We start from the raw sequence: 16,732 nt of genomic DNA on the forward strand, positions 1-16,732 counted from the left end.
GCGATGCCGCCCTGGCCGCCAGCGCCAGCACCGTGCACGTCGCCGCCGTCGAAGACTGGCTGGCCGCCGGCACCGACCCCTGGCGCTCGGCACCCTCGCCTGACGGCGACCTGCCGAGTCCCGCACATCCGGTCCCCCGCCAGTGCGCACGACCCCTACTGCCCAGGACGGTCTGACACATAGAGCCGAACCACCCGGTCCACCCTGGCCGACACCCCGGACACCGGCGGCGTCAACATGCGGGCCGGCCGCGTGTTCCTGCAGCCGACCCTCGCGCTGCTCCAGCAGAAGGGCCTGCTCAAGCCCGCCGGCCAGCCCGGTCACATCGCCATCGTCTCCAACGACGGCATCCCGCAGGAGTTCGACGCGATCCGCAAGGGCGACATCGACGCGACCGTCTCCCAGCCCAACGGCCTGGAGAACCAGCTCCCCGCCCGCTGGTCACCAAGGAGAACATCGGCGACCCGTCGCTCCGAGCCAACCGTGCCACGGGCTGACCGAGGCGGGCCCCAGAACCAGACCAGCAGCCACCACGACAACGGGACGACGGGACTGCGGTCTGCGCACCACCAGTGATTGCTCCCCACCCACCCCCACTGAAAGGCCGCACCATGCGAAGTGCACCGGTGGTCAGGGCGATAGTCGCCCTGACCCTTGGTACCACCGCCGCCGCTTGGTCCCCCGCCACGGCGACCGCCGCCACCACGACCACCGCCTGGTCCGGCGGCGCATTCTCCGTCGATACCGCTAGCCTCGTCCGCGAGGCGAACATCGCCCTGGGCAGCCCGAACACCGCGGCGACCCAGTCGATGCCGCTGGGCAACGGCACCCTCGGCGCCGCGGTCTGGGCCGCCAACGGCTTCACAGCCCAACTCAACCGCGCCGACACCCTGCCCGGCCGCAAGTCCCCCGGCTGGCTGCAGATCCCCGGCCTGTCGCGGATCACGAACGCCACCGACTTCACCGCCACCGTCGACCCGTACGACGGCGTGCTGCGCGAGTCCGGCGGCGGGATGAGCGCGACGATCTACGTCCGCGCCGACAAGGACGAACTGGTCGTGGACGTGACCGGCGCCGACCCGAACACCGCCCAGTCCGCCACCGTCAACCTGTGGTCCGGCCGCACCCCGACCGCCGCAGCCTCGGGCGGCATCGCGACCCTCGCCGAGACCTGGGTCGACAACAACGCCACCACCGGCTCCGGCCGGACCTTCGGCTCACTGGCCGCACTCACCGCTGGCGGACGCAACGTCACCGCCACGGTCACCGACTCGCAGACCGTGAAGGTGAACTTCACCCCCAACACCGATGGCAGCTTCCGCATCCTGGTCGGCAGCCCGAGCTGGACCGGCGGCAACGCCGCCACCACCGCCGCCGTGCTGCTGGGCACGGACGCGGCCGCGAGCACCGGCACCCTCCAGGCCCCGCACCTGGGCTGGTGGCACGACTACTGGGCCAAGCTCGGCCTGGTGAAGCTCTCCTCGGCCGACGGCACCGCCGACTACCTGGAGAAGCTTCGCACCCTGTACTACTTCTACACCGCCGAGGAGTCCCGCGGGCCGCTGCCCGGCTCCCAGGCCGGAGTCGCCGACCTCTTCAACTTCTCCCAGGACACCCAGAACTGGTACCCGGCCGGCTACTGGTTCTGGAACATCCGCGGACAGGTGGCCGCCAACATCGGCGCCGGCGCGTTCGAGCTCAACACCGGCCTCTACAACCTCTACACCTCCAACCTGGCCAACATCCAGACCTGGACCAGGGCCCACATGGGCAACCGGCCCGGGATCTGCGTGCCGGAGACCATGCGCTTCAACGGCAACGGCTTCCAGAACGACGGCGACCCGTTCGGCGACGCCTCCTGCGACCAGGCGCTGACCACCTGGAACGGTGCCACGGTCTCGACCGGCGCCGAAATCGGACTCTGGGTCTGGCAGCAGTACCTGACCACCGGTGACAAGGCCTTCCTTACGGCGAACTACCCGCTCATGCAGCAGTCCGCCCAGTTCCTGCTGGCCTTCACCACGGTCGGCGCCGACGGCAAGCGGCACGCGGTCGCCAACGTCCACGAGAACCAGTGGAACGTGCAGGACCCGGTCAACATGATCGACGCGATGAAGGGCCTCTTCCCCGCCACGATCTCCGCTGCCAGCATCCTGAACGTCGACGCCTCGCTGATCTCCCAACTGCAGGCCGCGATCCCGCAGATCCCCGACTACCCGCGCACCGACGCCGCGACCCACCGGCAGAACCTCACCGCAGCCGCCGACGCCTCCGGCACTGATGTGCTCGGCCAGTCCTCGCAGCCCACCGCGACGGTCTACAACACCGAGAACGACGACCTCGAAGCCGTCTGGCCCTACGGCCTGATCGGCGACAACTCACCCCTGTTGTCCGTGGCCCGGCGCACCTACAACAGCCGGGTCAACGTCCAGCAGAACGACTGGAGCTTCGACGCCGTCCACGCCGCCCGCCTCGGCCTGCCCGACCGGGTCGCCGCCGACCTGACCGCGCTCACCCAGAAGTACCAGACCTATCCCACCGGCCTGGCCAACCTGTGGGGCCAGTCCGGCGGCAGTGAGCCGTACATCGAGCAGGCCGCCAACGTCGCACTGGCGATCAACGAGGCGCTGGTCCAGGACTACGACGGCCTGCTGCGAATCGCCCCGGCCCTGCCACAGGGCTGGGACGCCGACGGCACCCAGTACATCCACGGCGGCAGCACCGTCTCCGTCCAGGTCCACGGCGGCGTCATCGGCACCGTCGGCATCCACGCCGGCTCCACCGGCACCATCAACATCCGCAATCCCTGGCCCGGCCAGAGCGTCTCGGTCGTCGACGGCACCGACCAGAAGACCGTCATCGTCCGCCCCACCAGTGCCGGACAGTTCACCATCCCGACCACGACCGGCAAGTCCTACCTGGTCCAGCAGGTGTCGGCCCCGGTCTCCGGCATGACGTTCAGCCGGCTCTCCGGCACACCGGCCACAGCGGCCAGCCACCTGGGCACCGTCCAGATCGGCCTGGACAAGACCACCGGCACCGGCCACATCACCGGCATCAACGGCCTGTGCGTCGACGACTCCGGAGCCGGCACCACCGACGGCAACCCCATCGTCGTCTGGGCCTGCAGCGGCACCGCCGCCAACCAGCAGTGGACCGTCGGCACCGACGGCACCCTGCGCACCCTCGGCAAATGCATGACCGCCCCCGGCACCAACCCCGGCAACAACACCCCCATCCAGCTGTACGGCTGCGTGAACGGGGCCGGCAACCAGGTCTGGCAGCCCCAGACCGACGGCACCCTCAAGAACCCGCAGAGCAACAAGTGCCTGGACGACTCGGGCGCCGGTCCCGCCGGCACCCAGCTGATCCTGTGGGACTGCTCCGCCGCCGCCAACCAGATCTGGCGCCTGCCCTGATCCCGACCTGACGCAACAAGGCCCGGGGTGTCGACCAACGATGGTGGTCGACACCCCGGGCACGCCTGGTCGTCGATGCCGCACTCGTCCGACCTCGACGACCCGGAACCAACCCGGGCCCGGCCTCGCCAGGACCGCCGCCGAACTGGGCGCCGTCGAGGGCGTCGAACTCGGCGACCTCACCGGCCCCGCCCGGCAAGCCGTCCTCCTCAGCGGTACGTCGAGTGCGCGCTCGAGTTGGCCGGCCAGGTGTGCCAGCGGCGGCTGCCCGAGCCAGGATGGATCGTGACATCGGTCGGCTCTGGCGGCACTGCCGCCGGGCTGGCTCTGGGGCTACGGCTCGCCGGGCTGCGGACGCGCATCCTGGGAGTCGTAGTCAACGACACCTTGCCACTGAACGGCGCCTCGCTCTCGGCGCTGGCGGGGAAGGTCCACGCCCTCCTGCGGGCTCGTGGGGCCGACCTGCCGGAAGTCGGGCACGGCCCGCACGATGTCGTCGCCGAGTACCGCTGGCTTGGTCGCGGCTACGCGCATCGGACCAAGCCCGGAGAGCAGGCGCTCGACCATGCCTCGTCCCGCGCCGGCCTGGAACTGGAGCGGACGTACACCGGCAAGGCCTCGCGGCACTCATCGGCTTCGACTCGGCGGGTACTTCGGCGAGGAGCCCGCTGTGTTCCTCAACACCTTCGGCCCCAGGTAGCCGTGCGGCGGCCACTCGCCCTCGCGGGCCGCCGGCTCCCACCACCCGTGCATGACCGGGTCCTCGGCAGTGAACGCAATATTCCGGACCGAGTGGCTGGTGACGTGGTGTCCGAAGCCCGGCGCGCCAGTGCCCGGTGCGCAGCCACCTCGAGACTGCCAGCGTCTCGGGTCGGACAGAACCTGATACCTCGCCACCGCACCTGGAACCTGCCCAGCTACTCCTGGCGCATCCAACGGGCTCTCACCGCCAGCCGCAGGTCAAAGCGGTGATTCCGCGTTGGTGATCGCATGGTGGTCGCAGCGGTCCATCAAGACGCGGGATCTGTAGCCTCGCGGGCTGATCAAGGAATCAGTACCGCAGGAGGCAGAGAATAGTGCGCAGTTCAGGGCGGCGGCGGGGCCGGGTCTACCGTCGGTGCGGGTGTCGTGATGCGGTGCGGCGCCAACTCGGTGCTTCGTTCCCGCGTCTGGCCGAGGAGGGACACGGGACCTTTCTGCGTCAGACCTGGAGAAGGCTGTGCCGCTGATCCACCGGGCGGTCCAGGAAGCCTGACGAAACAGCGAGGGCGGCCGGAGCTTCGTGCTCCGGCCGCCCTTTCGCGTCTGCGGCCCCTTCGGTGCCGTCTGCCCCAGGCTCTCACCATCACGCCTCCGGTCCTGCGAGGACGAAGTCGTCCTGGGTCAGCTCCGCTCGCAGCCGCTGCTCAACTGGTGCAGTGGGGTGTTTGAGCATGGGGAGTATTCCTTCGGCCAGGTTCTGTCCGGGCGGACCACGTGACGCATCACGTTGAGCCGCTGTTCGGGTCGTGGGGCGGGCGGTCTGACCGGCACCAGGCAGATAAAGCGGTGGTCGCCTGCCCGGCCTCCCTGCCACCATCTGGGTGTGACCACGTTGTTCCTGATGGTCGGCCTGCCAGGGGCCGGAAAGACCACGAGGGCTCGGCAGCTCGCCGATGAGCACGGCGCGCTGCGCCTGACACCCGACGACTGGATGATTCCCCTGTTCCGTGAGTCGGAGGCGAACGGGAAGCGCGACGTGTTGGAGGGGCGCATGCTCTGGCTCGCCTTGGAGGCGGTCAAGCTGGGCACCAACGTTGTGGTGGACTACGGCTGTTGGTCCCGTGACGAACGGTCTGCGATCCGGTGGCTGGCGCAGGCCGAGGGCGCGTCCTTCCGCATGCTCTACCTGCCGGTGGACGATGCGACCCAGCGCGCCCGGATCGCCCATCGCTGGGCGACTACCCCCGAGGAGACGTTCCCGATGACCGAGGCCGACATCCAGGATGGCCGGGCGCACTTCGAGGAGCCCGACGCGGCGGAGTTGGGAGGCGGCGAGGTCGCCGGCCCGCCCTCTGGCTGGGCGGGCTGGCGGGAGTGGGCCGCCTACCGGTGGCCGTCGTTCGCGTGACTTTTCGGCCCGACATGGTATGGGAAGGGCCCTTTGTACATGTCCCGTGACGCTCCAAACCCAATGTGGTTCAGGGGATGACGCGACCGATGTCGTTGTCTCGCTGATGGATCTGTTCAATCTCACCCCAGGGTGGCGGACCACCCAAACGCCAGGGGACTTGCTTCCCGTCTGAAGCGTGGATCGATCGCCTGGCGGCGTTGACGAACTCCCGTTGTGCAGCGTCGAGTTTCGTATGAATCTGACGAAGCATCGCCATGTCCTTTGGCTCCCCGAACGGGAAGGCACTGAACTCTCCTACGACTGAGGCGAGTTGCTCCGCAGCGATCCCCACATCGGTATCGGCTACCAGGCTGACCGACACCAAGGCGGCGTTCCACTCCTCCCAGTCGATCCCCTCGGGCTCGCGCTGCTCCCAGTACGCGTGGCGCATGCCGATCTCGACCGCGCCGAAGCTCTGGAGAAGGCGCTCGTACGCCGCGATCTTCCGATCGCGTATCCACTGCCCGGATTCATTGCGGCGCCCGGCCAGGGTGCCTACGAGGATGCCAAGGATTGTCGCGGCCACTCCGCTGGCGGTGGATACGAGGGTTCCCCAAGGGAGATTCATGCTATTCCTACCTTTCAGTCGGACGTCCAGCCAAGGCTCAGCCGAGGCTTCTGTCAGGTCGGGTGTAGAAGGACTCGACGCCCCGCCAGGGCGAGGGGCCGCCCAGTGATCGGTCCAGGCGCCGTTGGGACGGGGCAAGGGAACAGCGGGCCGCATTGACGAAGCTCAGGTGAGCCTCGCCCAGCGCGGCATGAATCGGCCGCAGTTCTTCGAGGTCGGTCGGCTGACGACCATGGAAGAGGATGGTGAAGTCCTCCAGGATCTCGCAGACCCGCTCGGCCGCTGCGCTGGTCGCCGGGTCGGCAACTAGGCTGACCGAGTGCTGGGCGGCCACGAAAGGCACCCAGTCAACGGCGGGCCTGCGCTCGTCGAGGAAGGCCTCGCGCAGCTCCGCCTCCACGCCCCCGAACGCCTGCAGGAACTTCTCGTAGGCGGCGGTCTGCGTCCCCTGCAGCCATTGCTGGTGCTGGCTGCGGCGCCCGACGACACCGCCGGCGATGACGCCCACGACCGTTGCGGTGACACCACCTGCGGTGGATATCAGCAGATCCCATGAGACAGTCAAGCCAGGGCTCCTCACGATGGACGAGCAGGGCACCCCCGAGCATCCCCACACTGAACGAAACCAACAGAATGAACGTCAATTCTTGCCCAGTGTCAATGAGATGGACGCTCGTAGTCTCCTAATCGGCCCTCCGGAGACGCCACCGGGTTGTGCTGCAGGTCGTTCATGGCCGAGCTGGTTGCGTGGCAGCAGTCAGGTCGGTGGCTCTCGCGGTGAGGGAGGTGCTCCAGTCGCGTTGCGCGTGGCGGGCCCACTTCAGCGCAGTATGGATGTGAATGTCGAGGAGGTCGGCCAGTACCGGTGCGGGTAGCTCGGCGGCGAGGGCGATGAGGGCTGCAGTGCGGAGGAGGACCGCATCACCTCTCACAACCGCCCGAGAACGCCCCACCCTCTCGACAGCCTCGCCGTCCGGCCGATGCCGGCCGGAGTCCGCGGCGCCCTCGTCCGCAGTGCACCCACCTGCCCCGCACACCCCATCAGCGTCCATTGGCTGGCCACCGACGCCCCCCGTCTTCCTATCGGTCGCATCAGCCTGCGCTGGGAACCGGCCAGTTGCGCGGGCTTGGACGTCACCGCCCACCTTGGCCTGGCCACCACGGAGGTCCACCTCGCCTCCTGGCAGGCCGCCCCCGACGACTGGCCGCGCCTCGTCCGCCCCACCGCCCGCGAGGTCACCGGTCTGTGCTCCGCACTCGCCGTCGCCACCGCCGCGCTCAACCTCTCCAACCGTCTCGCCGAAGTCTGATCCCCTTCGCAGAAGGCCGCTCCGCCCACCGGCAGGGGCGGCCTCGCCGTACGCCCACCAGTTCGTCGCACGGACCCTCGCCGCCGAATACCGAGGAAGGGACAACATGGCCGACTACCAGCAGCTCTGGGGCTACGCCGAGGCTGCTGTGCACCTGGGCAGCAGCCTCGGCGGCCGCAGCCACAAACCCGGGTGCCACCCGGCGCCGACGACGAGATGCGCGGCCGCGCATGGCGATCGAGCCGACTGTTCCGGCGGCGGTCATGGTACTGATGGCGAGCCCGGCGACAAGGTGGTTGGCCACGTGCAGCAGCGCGGCGGCGAGCGTGGGGGCGAGTGCGAGGTGCAACCCGCCCAGGCCCAGGCGGCGATCAGGGCGGGCAGGGCGGCGAGGAAGGCACCGCGGGCCCGGCGTGGCACCCGTGCTCGGGGGGTCAGCGAGGCGAGGGCGCCGGGGCGGGGGGTGGCGGTCTCGGGGATCAGCGGCAGCGCGACCGCGGTGGCGATGAGGCCGGCCAGGAGCGAGGCGAAGACCAGGACGCGCGGGGCCGGACCGTACTGGACGAGCAGGCCGGAGCCGAGCGCGCCGAGGGCCAACCCGCCGGTGGAGACCGCACCGTTGACCAGCACGCCGAGTCCTGACTCGGAGGCCGGCTGGAGATCCACCAGCGCGGCGGCGAGGGCGCCGGTGGCTGCTCCGGTGGCCAGGCCCTGGACGGCCCGGGCGGCGAACAGCCAGCCGACCGAGTGGGCATCGGCGAACAACAGCATCGACGCGGCTTCCAGGACGACCGAGCCGAGGATGACGGGCTTGCGCCCGAGGAAGTCGGACAGGCCGCCGACGGTGACGAGCGCGAGCAGCAGGAACAGCGCGTACACCGCGAAGACGGCGGTCAGCCCGTCGGCCGAGAAGCCCCAGTGGGCCTGGTAGACGACGTAGAGCGGGGAGGGTGCGGCAGCGGCGAACATCATCAGCAGGAGTACCGCGGCGACCAGCCAGAACGCTGGGGTGCGGGGCAGACGGGCTGGAGCTGTACCGAACATCGCGGACCTGCTTTCCCAGAACACTAAAAGCAAATCTTGTGGACTTAGTTGCAGGCTAACGCGCCCACCCGCAAAAGCAAACCTGATTGCCTTAGGATGGATTGGTGACCAGAGAGAACCCCGCCGCCCCCGCTGCCCGCGCCGCACCGGTCCGCCGGCCCGGCGGGCGCAGCACCCGGGTACGCGAGGCCGTCCACCAGGCGGTGGCCGAGCTGATCGCCGAGCAGGACCCGGAGCGCCTGACCGTTCCCGCCGTCGCCGCCCGCGCTGGCGTCAACCCAACTACGGTGTACCGGCGTTGGGGCGACCTGAACCAACTGCTCGACGAGGTCGCCGGTGCTCGCCTGCACCCGGACGACCCGCCCCCCGACGCCGGCAGCCTGCACCAGGACCTGCTGCTGTGGGCCGAGCAGACCCGGAACACCATCACCACCCCCGACGTGCTCGCCCTGCTGCGCGATTCGGTCGACCGGGTCGCCGCCGCCCCTGGCCCCAGCCCCCGCATGGCCGCCCGCCAGCAGCAGCTCAACGCCGTCCTGGCCAACGCCGAGCGGCGCGGTGAGCCCTGCCCGACCCGGCAGCAGGCCATGGACCACCTGCTCGCCCCGCTCTATTTCCGGGCCATCCTCGGTCTCGGCCCGGTCACCGCCGACTACGCCCGCACCTTGGTCGACGACCTCGTGCGGCACTACGCCGCCTGACTACTCGCCGCCGCGCAGCCCCCGCCCAGGGCTGTAGCAGAGCGGCCGGCAAACGTGGCCAGTCGCCCGCCCCAGCCGATTCCCTTCTCGCTGCGGACGCGGGAGCGCTCGCGGCACTATGCGGTCGGCACGTCGAGGTGCCCAGGTCCAGGACCCTCTCATGGGTGTACAGCGCTCGGGATCTTCTTCACCATCGTCCAACGCAAGGTCGTCTAACCCAACGACTTCATGGACATCGCCAAGGTCCGGGGCCGGCTCCGACTTTCGCATGCCGCTACGACGCCATGGCACTCGCAGCCAGCCCTACCAGTAGAAGTTCACCAGCTGTGATCTGGACGATCTACTAGCCGGGTACGACCGACGCGCACTCGGCCGACACGAAGCCCTCCAACCTATAACCAGCGTGATCAACCCCCGAAGGGCTTCCACAGTCGACCACTGAGCTCTCACCCATCCCGCATGCTTCCGCGGCCCGATGTGAACTGGTGCCGTGCCCGGGGAATCCTTGAGTCAACGGACGCGCGAAGCGAGATGATCAACATGGACACGCCAGCGACCGGCGACGGTCATCCCGGTGGCCCCTTCGCCACAGGTGCGGCCGTGGCCACCGCGGCTCCGGACGGAGTACTGACGGGCTGGAGTCCCGGTGCACAGCGGTTGCTCGGGTACCGCGACTCCGAGGCCGTGGGCCGGCCCGCAGCGGATCTGCTCGCGACGCCCCTCCCCGGGTCCGCTCGCGAGCGGCTGGCCGGGCAGGAGGGCTGGGTCGGACCTGTGGCCCTGCGCCACCGCGACGGCCACCCGGCGGAATGCCGACTGTGTGCGCGTCCGCTGCCGGCCGGTGACGGGCAGGTGGGCTGGCTGCTCGAGGCCGCCGCACTGGGGCAGGAGAACGACCGCGACAACGATCCGCTGCTTCACTGGTCGTTCGACCAGTCCCCGCTCTCTCTGGCGATCTACGACACCGAGGGCCGGTTCCTTTACGTCAACGAGACCACGGCGCAGCAGCTCGGAGCCCCGGAGGGGGAGCTTCGCGGGCTCCGGATCACCGAGCACATGCCGGATCCGCTGTTCGAGGTCCCCCAGCGGAGTGTCGAGCGAGTGGCGGCGACCGGTGAACCGGAGCACCTCGAGAACTATCTGCGGGTACCGGGAGACGCCTTCCCGCACGCCTGGATCGTCCACTTCACCCCGCTCAAGGACCCGGCAGGACTGGTGCACGGCGTGCAGATGACCGCACTCGACTTCTCCGAGCAGCACGCGGCCCGCGAACGTCTGGCGCTGCTCGATGAGGCCAGCAGGCGGATCGGCAGCACCCTGGATGTGGCCCGCACCGCCCAGGAGCTGGCCGACGTGGCCGTGCCCGCCTGCGCGAACTTTGTCTCGGTCGACCTGCTCGATGCCGTGCTGCACGGGGATGAGCCCGCGCCGATCCCCACCGACCGCCCCCTGGTCCTGCGGCGCGTCGCCGTCCGCTCGGACGTTCCCGGTCTCGTCGCCGTCGGCGAGCCGGCCCGCTACCCGGAGTTCTCACCGCATGCCCGCTGCCTGGCCACCGGCCGGGGCACCGCCCACCGGACCACCGATCCCGAGATCGCCCGTTGGCTGGCCCAGGACCCGGACCGGGCCGCCTGGATACGCCGGCACCGTGCGCACTCGCTGCTCGCGGTACCGCTGCGTGCCCGCGGTACGAACCTCGGCGTCGTCCTCTTCACCCGCGTGGACCCGTCCGCGCCGCCGTACGGGCAGGATGACCTGCAGATCGCCGAGGAACTGGCCGCGCGTGCCGCGGTCTGCATCGACAACGCCCGCCGCTACACGCGCGAGCGCACCGCCGCCCTCACCCTCCAGCACAGCCTGCTGCCGCAGGGGATTCCCGAGCAGGCCGCCGTCGACGTCGCCGGCCGCTACCTGCCTGCGGACTCGAAGGCCGGTATCGGCGGTGACTGGTACGACGTGATCCCGCTCTCCGGAGCCCGGGTCGCCCTCGTCGTCGGCGATGTCGTCGGCCACGGCATCCACGCCTCCGCCGCCATGGGGCGCCTACGGACCGCCGTACGCACCCTCGCCGACGTCGATCTGGCACCGGACGAGCTGCTCGCACACCTGGACGACCTCGTCATCCAGCTCGGCACGGGGAAGGAGTGCGCTGACGCGCCCCCCGGAGAACTCGGAGCCACCTGCCTGTACATGGTCTACGACCCCATCTCCCGTAGCTGCTCGCTCGCCAGCGCCGGCCACCCCTGGCCCGCTCTGGTGACCCCCGACGGCGCCGTGGACTTCATCGAACTGCCCACCGGCCCACCACTGGGCCTGGGCGGACTGCCATTCGAGTCCGTCGAAACCGAGCTTCCCGAAAGCAGTCTCCTCGCGCTGTACACCGACGGCCTGATCGAGGCCCGCAGTCGCGACCTCGACACCGGCGGGCACGCCCTGCGTACGGCCCTCGCCGGCCCTGCCCCCTCGATGGACACCACCAGCGACCTCGAAACCCTCTGCGACACCGTCCTGAAGGCGATGCTCGACGAGCGGCCTGCCGACGACGTCGCACTGCTCATCGCCCGCACCCGCGCCCTGGACACCAAGCACGTCGCCTGCTGGGACCTGCCCGCCGATCCAGCCGTCGTCGCCGAGGCCCGCTCGCGGACGACCGCACAGCTCCACGCGTGGGAGCTGGACGAGCTGGCCTTCGTCACCGAACTCACGGTCAGTGAGCTGGTGACCAACGCGATCCGCTACGCCGCCCCGCCCATCCAGCTGCGGCTCATCAAGGACCGGACGCTGATCTGCGAAGTCTCCGACGCCAGCAGCACCGCACCACACCCGCGCCGCGCCCGCATCTTCGACGAGGGCGGACGCGGCCTGATGATGGTCGCCCAGCTCACCGAACGCTGGGGCACGCGGCAGACCGGCACCGGCAAGACCATCTGGGCCGAGCAGCCCCTCCCCCGTCTGCGCGACCAAGCCCTGACCTGAGCCCGGATCCCCAGCTCCCGCAGCCGTCGTCGATGAGTACCGCTCTGCGGTCTTCGAGGCCGGATCGGCGGCAAATCCCGCTGCCCGGCCGGAGTGATCACCAGGTGGCCGGCAGCGTGGTGACGCCGTCCGCCGCCGCAGGAACCACTTACCGGCCGGCGCCCCACCGGCCCTCCCCGACAGCCGCCGACGCAGGTCCATCGCCGTCGAGGGCCCGCGATCGCCGCTGCCCCAGACAGCACCGGCGAGGACACGAGGCCCGGCGACCGCGACCCGAAGCTGACCGGCATCACGCTGCGCACGGTGTCGAAGGACAGCCGCACCACCCGCGAGACCCGCGAGCTGGACGTCACCGGCCTGTTCCACGCCATCGGCCACGGCCCGCGCACCGACCTGTTCAAGGGCCAGCTGGAGCTCGACGCCGAGGGCTACCTCAAGGTCGAGACCCACTCGACCCGCCGAGCGGCGCCGCCCCTGCATCGTGTACATCGTGACCGACGTCCCCAGGCCCAACACGCGACCCTCAACCACCTGTCAGACTCTCTGGCGGCGCGCTCCTTGGGCGCGCCACTGCGGCGGCTCCGTAGCCAGGGCGGGAGCGGGACGCCTCGGCAAAGAAGTCATGAAGCGGTTTCCTCGGGCCGCCGGCATCGGCAGCGCCGCATGCCAGCCGCCGCCTCCGCCCGCGGCTCGCTCCCGGGCCCGCACACCAGGCCGCCCGGGTACCGATCAGCAGCCAGGCCATTTCCGCGCATGCTCATACAGAGGCGCCGCAGAGCGATTCCAGCCCTCGCCCGGCCTCTCCGACCGCTGCTGCTCGAACAGCTTCCGCCTACGCTGATCAAACCTGACTAACCATCAGCTCAGGTCAGCAAAAGTCAGCATCAGTCCGAGTTCACCCTCACAGATACGCGAACACCTGAGAGCTCAGCCCACGGCACGTCGAACCTGCACCGCCGCTGCGAGGAGGTCCGGCCGCCCTGCCGCGCTCGGGGCAGAAAGCCACGTCGACCTCTTTACTCACACCATTCGCCCCGATGTCATCCGTTTGCCGGATGGTCGACATGGCTCTGCGTGTGCGGTCAGGACGGCAGGGTGATCGACTGGGCGTGGTGGAAGACGTTCTTGGCGTCCCAGGTCTTCTTAGCCTTCTGCAGTCGGCTGTAGTTCTGCTTGTTATCACGAGGTCGACGTTTCTCCCCAGCTCAGGGGCGTGATCCACCATCCGGAGTCAGCAAAAGGTCAGCATGACTCCGGGGGTCAGCCATCATGGCAAGCACAGCTCTAATTCGCGGCATGGGCAGCCTCTTCAAGGAGTGCGAGCACCCGGAGTCCCGCTGGAGCAAATGCCCGCACGACTACAAGATCAGGTACCGCAACGCGTCCGGGCGGCAGGCCGAGGAGTCGGGCTTCGCCAACCAGGATCTGGCGAAGGCCCGGCTCGCCGAGGTCTACCATGCCCGCAAGACCTCCCCGATGAGCCTGCACAAGGCGGAGCGCATCAGGAAGTACGGCGGCATGCAGTTCTCGGCCTACACCGCCGAGTGGCTGAAGAGCCAGCGCCACCAGAGCCCGACCTCACTGCGGAACACCGACTCCATCCTCAGGAACCACCTCCTGCCGGCCTTCGGCAGCCGCCGCATGGCCACCTTCGACCACAAGGTCGTGGAAGCGTTCATCACGGACATGGAACGGAACGGCGTCGGCCTGGCCGCTCAGACCAACGCGTTCATCCGGCTGAAGACGATCCTGCTGGACGCACACCGGCTCGGCCTCTACGAGGACAGCCCACTGGAGGGAGTACAGCCCCCTCGGTACGACGCGGAGCGCGCGGTGATTCCTTCCCTCCCCCAGCTGCACGAGATCCGGACTGCCGGCGACGACGTCTTCCGCCTGGTCGCGGAACTCATGAGCGGTTGCGGCCTGCGGAACGGCGAGGCATACGCCGTCAACGTCAACAACATCGTCGCCGACGACATCTACCGCGTGGGCGAGCAGGTCAACCAGGCCACCAAGAGCTACGCACGCCTGAAGCACCGCAAGGCAGGTGAGTACCGCGACGTGCCGCTGCCGGCGCGTACCAAGCACGCCATCGAGTGGTACGCGGACACTTACGGGACTGTGGACGGCTACCTGCTGCGCAATCCCAAGGACATCATGCTCGCCATGCCGCATCACATCATCAGCGGGCAGTGGCGGAGGCTGAAGGCTTCCGGGGAGGTCGACATCCCCGAGGGCATGGTCCTCTACGGCCTGCGCCACTTCTTCGCATCGAACTGCCTCAGCAACGGCATACCCATCACCGACGTCGCGGAGTGGATGGGCCACCGCGACGTCAAGATCACGTTCAAGTATTACCGCCACCTCATGCCCGGCTCCATCAGCCGCGCTGCAGAGGCCCTGGACCTCGGGCTGGCCGCCTGAACACGCGGGGGTCCAGCCCCGTTGGGCTGGACCCCCGCACCCGAGACATCTACGCCGCCCGCAGCCTCTGTTGCTTCACCCAGGCCTGGACCTCCGACACCTTGAACTGCAACTTTGCGTTCCTGCCACACCCGAACTTGTAGGGCACAAGCCCAAGGCGCGGAGCATCGCGGTAGACCCAGGCGAGGGACATGTTCAGATACATCGCGGTCTCCTTGGCGCTCATGAACTGCTCCGGCACGGCTCCTCCTGCATAACCAAACCGCAATTCGCGGAACACGAATATCGATTGAGAAGGGTGGTTTGGTCGCGCCGTCACCGCGTGGTACAGGGCCCGATCCCCAAGCGCCGCCAATGAAGCCTGAAAGGCCCCGGGTGTCAGATCTGGTCGTCGCGTCCAGCTGTACCGGGCGCCGGCGGCCGGGGCGGAGTCCAGGACGGCGAGCAGTCCGTATGCGGCCCGGCGCGGCGTTCGTCCGCTATCCGGTAGCCGTACAGCTGGCAGATCCAGCGGGCCTCGGCGTTGGTGGCGCAGAACTCGTGGGGCCGCGCCCTCACAGCGGTCCGGCCGTCGAGTTGCTCGGCGAGTTCGGTCAGGTACATGGAGCACGCTTCCGGCTCGATCGGTCAGGCGCCAGGATCCGGGCTGTCAGTGAGGGCCGTCGACGCCTCGGCGAGCGATTCGGCCACCGCATCGGCCCGATGCTGCCATAGGGTGAGCGCCGTACGCAGCGCGTCGCCGGTGGCGAACCCGTCGAGGGCTGTCGCCGCGGAGGCAGCCGAGCGGGCGCCGAGCGCGCGGATCCTGTCGTTCTCCTCGGCGATTTCGTGCAGCACCGCCCTTACAGGCGCAAGACTTTCGGCCGTGTCGGCCCCCTCGTTGAAATCCGGTGAGCTCACCGCTGACCATTCCCTCCCCCTAGTCGATGATCCGGTCAAGTTAGTTGGTGAAAGCAGTTGTCAACAAGTCGTCAATACCGACGCACAAATCCCCTGACACTTTCCTGACGCCGCCGGTGACAATCGATGCAATACGACCACGGCGCCGCCGGGAAGCCTGGTCGCCCTGGCCCCCGGAGTGCCGCCTCGGCACTGGTGGCACCATCCAGACCGGCAACAAGGTCACCTTCTCCTGGTTCCGGTCGCGTCCAGCACGATGGCGGAGCCTCTGTGCACTGACGTTCCGATCGAGCGGGGCTTCCGGACCCGGGTTTCTGCCAAGGTGCGAACCTCCGGTGCGGCTGCGTGATCCAATGGGTCCATGGGGGATTCGCGAAAGACCTACGGGCCGCTGGAACTCGTCGAAGGCCGCTGGGTGGTGGGAGACTCCCACCGGCCGGCCGGTCGCTGGGTGGAGCTCCGAAAAGAGGGAATGGTCCGGCACGCCGGTGACACAGAGGACGAGTTGATCCCCTGGTCCAGGGTCATGCTGGGGATCGATATCCAGATAGGGCATGGGACGAAGGGATCGGGCTATCAGGGTGAGCTCGGGTTGACGGGTCTTCTCGGCGGCCTCCCCGGCCCCTTCAAGGGACGTGGGGGTGGCCACCTCGACATGACCCTCCGCCACCCGTACGAGGAGCGGAAGCTGACCTTCGACCGGCACGCCGAGTGGTACAAGCCCACGCATGTCCTGCTCCTGGCCGAGCTGATGACGCAGACGGTCGCTGCCGGCGACGCTCACCGGCTCGGCGACGCCGACTGGCTCGAATGGGCGATCGGACGCCTTGAGCTCGTGACGTCCTGGCCGCTCGGCCGTCAGCCGGCGGCGGTGCTGCAAGCGGCCCTGAAGGACTGACCGGCTCTCGCCAGAAGGGACAGGCGGCCTCGGTCGGGGACGAGCACGGCGGCGACCGGCCGCAGGAGCGCGTCGCTGTCGGGGAAGACCTGTACGACACCGGTGCGGCGGCCGCGACGCCCGGCCGGGCGGGGGTGTGCCGGGCGGCGATCTCCGTCTCCTCGGGCATCGGCATCCGGTCCAGCGAAGCCGGTACCGAACCGGTCCCGGGCTGCCGGCCCGCGCTGTCCGTGCCGCCCGGCTGTGCCCAGCTCCACGGCACCAGTGCAGGCGCGGGGGGGGGGGGGGGGGGGGGGGGGGGGGGAGGAGGGGTGGGGGGGGGGGGGGGGGGGGGGGGGGC

At 69.4% G+C, this 16,732-nt stretch carries 13 protein-coding genes and 3 pseudogenes; 9 read left to right on the forward strand and 7 right to left on the reverse strand.

Going from position 1 to position 16,732, the window contains the following annotated elements; all coding sequences use genetic code 11:
- Positions 1-183 precede the first annotated feature (183 nt).
- The 3 genes and pseudogenes from ACZ5WK_RS31930 to ACZ5WK_RS31940 form a co-directional block, all read left to right on the forward strand.
- Positions 184-497 (forward strand): annotated as a pseudogene (locus ACZ5WK_RS31930) (sugar ABC transporter substrate-binding protein); the annotation flags it as partial.
- A 114-nt stretch (positions 498-611) separates the two neighbouring features.
- Positions 612-3,419 carry a ricin-type beta-trefoil lectin domain protein gene (locus tag ACZ5WK_RS31935; RefSeq protein WP_465552635.1) on the forward strand — a complete coding sequence of 936 codons (2,808 nt, stop codon included), beginning with the start codon at positions 612-614 and terminating at the stop codon, positions 3,417-3,419.
- Positions 3,420-5,004: 1,585 nt separating this feature from the next.
- Entirely contained in the window at positions 5,005-5,529 is a 525-nt protein-coding gene (locus tag ACZ5WK_RS31940) for a P-loop nucleotide/nucleoside kinase family protein (protein ID WP_465552637.1), read from the forward strand.
- 70 nt (positions 5,530-5,599) lie between these two features.
- On the opposite strand, the gene ACZ5WK_RS31945 is transcribed toward ACZ5WK_RS31940, so the two are convergent.
- Both ACZ5WK_RS31945 and ACZ5WK_RS31950 read right to left on the reverse strand, forming a co-directional pair.
- Entirely contained in the window at positions 5,600-6,139 is a 540-nt protein-coding gene (locus tag ACZ5WK_RS31945) for a hypothetical protein (protein ID WP_465552639.1), read from the reverse strand.
- A gap of 37 nt (positions 6,140-6,176) precedes the next feature.
- Positions 6,177-6,704: a hypothetical protein gene (locus tag ACZ5WK_RS31950; protein ID WP_465552641.1), complete on the reverse strand. Its 528-nt coding sequence runs from the start codon at positions 6,702-6,704 to the stop codon at positions 6,177-6,179.
- Positions 6,705-7,266: 562 nt separating this feature from the next.
- Between ACZ5WK_RS31950 and ACZ5WK_RS31955 the strand changes: the two genes are divergently transcribed.
- Entirely contained in the window at positions 7,267-7,449 is a 183-nt protein-coding gene (locus ACZ5WK_RS31955) for a hypothetical protein (RefSeq protein WP_465552643.1), read from the forward strand.
- A 261-nt stretch (positions 7,450-7,710) separates the two neighbouring features.
- Here ACZ5WK_RS31955 and ACZ5WK_RS31960 read toward each other — a convergent pair whose 3' ends face one another.
- A complete protein-coding gene (locus ACZ5WK_RS31960; RefSeq protein WP_465552645.1) occupies positions 7,711-8,493 on the reverse strand; it encodes an MFS transporter in 783 nt (260 codons plus the stop codon).
- Positions 8,494-8,597: 104 nt separating this feature from the next.
- Here ACZ5WK_RS31960 and ACZ5WK_RS31965 point away from each other — a divergent pair, with 104 nt between their 5' ends.
- The 3 genes and pseudogenes from ACZ5WK_RS31965 to ACZ5WK_RS31975 form a co-directional block, all read left to right on the forward strand.
- A complete protein-coding gene (locus tag ACZ5WK_RS31965; RefSeq protein WP_465552647.1) occupies positions 8,598-9,194 on the forward strand; it encodes a TetR/AcrR family transcriptional regulator in 597 nt (198 codons plus the stop codon).
- Positions 9,195-9,725: 531 nt separating this feature from the next.
- On the forward strand, positions 9,726-12,170 hold the full coding sequence (locus ACZ5WK_RS31970; RefSeq protein ID WP_465552649.1) for a SpoIIE family protein phosphatase: 2,445 nt from the start codon (positions 9,726-9,728) through the stop codon (positions 12,168-12,170).
- Positions 12,171-12,440: 270 nt separating this feature from the next.
- A pseudogene (locus tag ACZ5WK_RS31975) lies at positions 12,441-12,629 on the forward strand (thioredoxin-disulfide reductase); the annotation flags it as partial.
- 623 nt (positions 12,630-13,252) lie between these two features.
- On the opposite strand, the pseudogene ACZ5WK_RS31980 reads toward ACZ5WK_RS31975, so the two are convergent.
- Positions 13,253-13,333: pseudogene (locus tag ACZ5WK_RS31980) on the reverse strand (BBE domain-containing protein); the annotation flags it as partial.
- Between the two features lie 133 nt (positions 13,334-13,466).
- On the opposite strand from ACZ5WK_RS31980, the gene ACZ5WK_RS31985 reads away from it, so the two are divergent.
- On the forward strand, positions 13,467-14,594 hold the full coding sequence (locus ACZ5WK_RS31985) for a tyrosine-type recombinase/integrase (protein ID WP_465552651.1): 1,128 nt from the start codon (positions 13,467-13,469) through the stop codon (positions 14,592-14,594).
- A gap of 49 nt (positions 14,595-14,643) precedes the next feature.
- Here ACZ5WK_RS31985 and ACZ5WK_RS31990 read toward each other — a convergent pair whose 3' ends face one another.
- The 3 genes from ACZ5WK_RS31990 to ACZ5WK_RS32000 all read right to left on the reverse strand — a co-directional run bounded on the left by ACZ5WK_RS31990 (position 14,644) and on the right by ACZ5WK_RS32000 (position 15,494).
- Positions 14,644-14,835 carry a helix-turn-helix transcriptional regulator gene (locus ACZ5WK_RS31990; protein WP_465552653.1) on the reverse strand — a complete coding sequence of 64 codons (192 nt, stop codon included), beginning with the start codon at positions 14,833-14,835 and terminating at the stop codon, positions 14,644-14,646.
- 137 nt (positions 14,836-14,972) lie between these two features.
- The gene (locus ACZ5WK_RS31995; protein WP_465552655.1) at positions 14,973-15,197 is read right to left on the reverse strand and encodes a hypothetical protein; all 225 of its coding nucleotides are present in this window, start codon (positions 15,195-15,197) and stop codon (positions 14,973-14,975) included.
- 24 nt (positions 15,198-15,221) lie between these two features.
- Positions 15,222-15,494, reverse strand: coding sequence for a hypothetical protein (locus ACZ5WK_RS32000; RefSeq protein ID WP_465552657.1), 273 nt, complete (start codon positions 15,492-15,494; stop codon positions 15,222-15,224).
- A gap of 361 nt (positions 15,495-15,855) precedes the next feature.
- On the opposite strand from ACZ5WK_RS32000, the gene ACZ5WK_RS32005 reads away from it, so the two are divergent.
- Complete coding sequence (locus ACZ5WK_RS32005; protein WP_465552659.1) at positions 15,856-16,392, forward strand: hypothetical protein; 537 nt, start codon at positions 15,856-15,858, stop codon at positions 16,390-16,392.
- The last annotated feature ends 340 nt before the right edge of the window (positions 16,393-16,732 follow it).

Source organism: Kitasatospora sp. NPDC032757, assembly GCF_055579305.1.